The organism is Corynebacterium sp. UMB6689 (genome assembly GCF_030215295.1).
In the GTDB taxonomy this organism is placed as follows: domain Bacteria; phylum Actinomycetota; class Actinomycetes; order Mycobacteriales; family Mycobacteriaceae; genus Corynebacterium; species Corynebacterium aurimucosum.
Genome location: NZ_JASOLS010000294.1, coordinates 1 through 234, shown reverse-complemented (window position 1 = coordinate 234; position 234 = coordinate 1). Strand labels below are relative to the sequence as shown.

At 60.7% G+C, this 234-nt stretch carries 1 protein-coding gene; it reads right to left on the bottom strand.

Annotated elements, in window-relative coordinates; all coding sequences use genetic code 11:
• Positions 1-43: 43 nt before the first annotated feature.
• Positions 44-234, bottom strand: a 191-nt coding sequence (locus QP363_RS13560; protein WP_284764879.1) for a hypothetical protein, incomplete at its 5' end; no start/stop codon positions are given.

Genomic DNA, 234 nt, shown 5'->3' with positions numbered 1-234 from the left:
AACCAGTAGGCACACCTTTTTACCCGATGAGTCAGGTACCTGCCTAGCCGTCGATGAGGGCCCGCCAGCGCACCACCGTACCGCTCTGACTGCCCGGTGCAATGGAGAAAGTACCGTGGTGGCGCCGGGCCCGAGCCGCAAGATTAGAAAGGCCTGACCGCCGGCTCAATTCACCAATGCCCACGCCATCATCGGCAACTTCCACGCTAATATCGCGCTCGGTAACGGTAACCG